A 3,711-nucleotide genomic window follows, 5' to 3' on the forward strand; every position below is an offset into this window, starting at 1 on the left:
ACCCTGTTGGTTTATTAGCAATCCGCTTTCGCCAAACAACTTTTTGGTCACCACCCCGGAACTATTGGGGTGACAACGATGATCGATAAATGTGATCAAACATTCGACCGTTAGTACCGGTAACCTGAAGATGTTTCCATCCTTACAGCTCCGGCCTATCAACCAGGTGGTCTACCTGGGGTCTCTCGCGAGTAAACTCGCATGGATTCCTTGTCTTGACATAGGCTTCACGCTTAGATGCTTTCAGCGTTTATCCGTTCCCGACATAGCTACCGAGCCGTGCCCTTAGCAGGACAACTCGTACACCAGGGGTCAGTCCAACCAAATCCTCTCGTACTATGGTTGAGGTGTCGTCAAGAATCCTTCGCACACAGCAGATAGGGACCGACCTGGCTCACGCCGGTCTGAACCCAGCTCGCGTACCACTTTAATTGGCGAACAGCCAAACCCTTGGGACCGCCTTCAGCCCCAGGATGTGATGGGCCGACATCGAGGTGCCAAACCGCATCGCCGCTATGGACGCTCGGATGCGATCAGCCTGTTATCCCCAGCGTACCTTTTATCCGTTGAGCTATGGCCCTTCCACACGGGACCACAGGATCACTTTGACCGCCTTTCAGCTCTGCTTGTGCCGTAGCACTCGCAGTCAAGCCCGCTTATACCAATGCGCTCGACGGACGATTGCCAACCGTCCTGAGCGGGCCTTTGTACTCCTCCGTTACTCTTTTGGAGGAGACCGCCCCAGTCAAACTAACCGCCTAGCACTGTTCCCTGCCCAGATTCATGGGTCAGGGTGAGATGACGAATGCAAACAGGGTGGTATTTCACCGTTGGCTCCCCCCGGGCCGGAACCCGGGGATCAACGCCTCCCACCTATCCTACGCAGTCCACAACCGGCATCAGTACCAGGTTATAGTAAAGGTGCATGGGGTCTTTCCGTCTTGCTGCGTGTAGACGGTATCTTCACCGCCACTTCAATTTCACCGAGTCTGCGGTTGAGACAGTAGTCCAGTCGTTACGCCGTTCATGCGCGTCGGAACTTACCCGACAAGGAACTTCGCTACCTTAGGACCGTCATAGTTACGGCCGCCGTTTACTGGGGCTTCGGTTGCCAGCTTCGGGGCGAACCCCTGACCGACTTCCTTAACCTTCCAGCACCGAGCAGGCGTCACTCTGTATACATCCTCTTGCGAGTTAGCACAGAGCTGTGTTTTTGATAAACAGTCGCCAGACTCACTTCCTGCGCCCTCTCCCGAAGGAGGAGGGTCCCCTTATCCCGAAGTTACGGGGAAAAATTGCCTAGTTCCTTAACCGCAGTTCTCTCGAGCGCCTTAGGATATTCTCCTCACCTACCTGTGTCAGTTTTAGTACGGGCAACTGTATTGTAGCCCATGCACTTTTCTTGGATCTTCCGTCCTTGACCGTCGGGAACAAAACGCCCGCGGAGATGATGGCTTACGCCACCCCCAAGGCCCACGTCTAATCGGGCCATCAAGCTTGGAAAACCACATGCATGAACATCAGACCTTTACAGCTGGTGCAGGAATATTAACCTGCCATCCATCCACTACGCCTTTCGGCCTCGTGTTAGGGTCCGACTAACCCTGGGCGGATTTACCTTCCCCAGGAAACCTTAGGTTTTCGGCGTGCAGGATTTTCACCTGCATTATCGTTACTCATACCGGCATTCTCGCTTGTACACGCTCCAGCACTCCTTACGGTATGCCTTCGACGCTGAGTACAACGCTCATCTACCACTCTTTCGAATTCGCTGCTTCGGTATCTTGCTTATTCCCGATCATTTACGGCGCTACTGTTCTCGACCAGTAAGCTATTACGCACTTTTTAAATGGTGGCTGCTTCTAAGCCAACATCCTGGCTGTCACAGAACAATAACTTCCTACCGAACTAAGCTAGATTTTGGGACCTTAGCAGGCGATCTGGGTTGTTTCCCTTTTGACCGCGAAGATTATCCCTCGCGGACTCACTCCCGAGATAGTCATTGAAGTATTCGGAGTTTGGTAGGGATGCGTAGGCGGGTAGCCCCACAGTCCCTTTCAGTAGCTCTACCCCTTCAATGTAGTTGCTCGAGGCTGCCCCTAAAGGCATTTCGATGAGAACCAGATATCTCCCCGTTTGATTAGACTTTCACTCCTCCCCGCAGCTCATGCCAGAACTTTTCAACGTTCACGACTTCGGTCCTTCTGACCCTTTTACGGGTCATTCAACCTGGCCACGGGTAGATCACGGGGTTTCGGGCCGCAATCCTGCAACTTAAAACGCCATCTTAAGACTCGCTTTCGCTACGGCTCCGGGGCTTGACCCCTTAGCCTTGCTGCAGAAATGCACTCGCCGGTCCATTATGCAAAAGGTACGCCGTCACACATTCCCCATTGCTGGGGCATAGTGCTCCGACCGCTTGTAAGTGTATGGTTTCAGGTACTTTTAACTCAGCTAATAGCTGTACTTTTCACCGTTCAATCGCCCTACTTGTTCACTATCGGTCATCGAGGAGTATTTAGCCTTGCCCGGTGGTCCGGGCAGCTTCACAAGGAGTTCCACGAGCTCCGTGCTACTCTGGAGAGCACATATTAACGGGGACCTTCGTCTTTCGCATACGGGACTTTCACCCTCTATGGTCTGACTTTCCAGACAGTTTTGCTAGACTAGGTTTTGTAACCCCTCAGTGCTTCCGCAACCCCAGTCCGAAGACTGGTTTGGGCTATGTCCGCTTTCGATCGCCTCTACTTACGGAATCAATGTCTTTTTCTTTTCCTGCAGGTACTTAGATGTTTCAGTTCCCTGCGTTCGCTCCATACACACTATGAATTCATGTGCAGGTAACCGGTTGTTACGCCGGCTGAGTTTCCTCATTCAGATATCTGCGGATCGACTCTTGTTTGCCAGATCCCCGCAGCTTTTCGCAGGCTACCGCGTCTTTCATCGCCTCTCGATGCCAAGGCATCCACCATACACCCTTAGTAATTTGATCACATTTATCGATCACCGTCATACTGGGCGAGCATGACAGCTTCCCTTCGTCAACAACCCGAAGGGCTCGATCAATAACGTATCTATCGCCAAAAAGGTGCTCGGCGATATCCGTCCGACGGAAAAACCCGGTTCTCAAAAGAACCTCGTCGCGATCAGCTAATCCTGGTAGACGCTGATCCGACTATTTGGACGGACATCGCGGATTGTTCAAGTCTATTCTTGACTAATAAACCTTGAACCTGTCATTCACTTGTCAAAGAGCTACGTCGTGTCTTTCTTGCGTCCGACACTTCGTCCCGTCAAGTACGGGTTAGGCCGCTGTCGCAACAGCAATCTAACTCAAACTCGGCGGTGCATTCACCTCGAACAGACCTGACTGTTCTTGGCTCGGTCGTCATCACCTCTCGGCGATGACCTTATTGGAAGGGGTCACTACCGACTACGGTGAGAAGGATCAGTTTGAAAGTTGCTCAAACTCGCGTGTTCCTTGCTGACTACCACTTTCCTCAACTTCGTCTCGCGGCTGGTTATTCCCAACTGCGGGTCGCGAAGTATAGATACTGTTTTCGTCGCGTCAAGGTCTGTTAGTGGAATTTTTCAGTTCCGCTAAGCACCTGATTGTCGGACCCCCGTGTCGCGGGAAGCAACTGGCTTCCCCAACGCGGGTCGCGGAATATACAGGCCTGATCCGCGATTGCAAGTCCTGTGAATAACCCG

At 52.4% G+C, this 3,711-nt stretch carries 1 rRNA gene; it reads right to left on the minus strand.

Going from position 1 to position 3,711, the window contains the following annotated elements:
- Positions 1-91: 91 nt before the first annotated feature.
- Positions 92-2,992: ribosomal RNA gene (locus VLA04_00130) — 23S ribosomal RNA — on the minus strand.
- Positions 2,993-3,711: the final 719 nt, after the last annotated feature.

This window comes from Verrucomicrobiia bacterium (assembly GCA_035460805.1).
In the GTDB taxonomy this organism is placed as follows: Bacteria; Patescibacteriota; UBA1384; order CAILIB01; family CAILIB01; genus DATHWI01.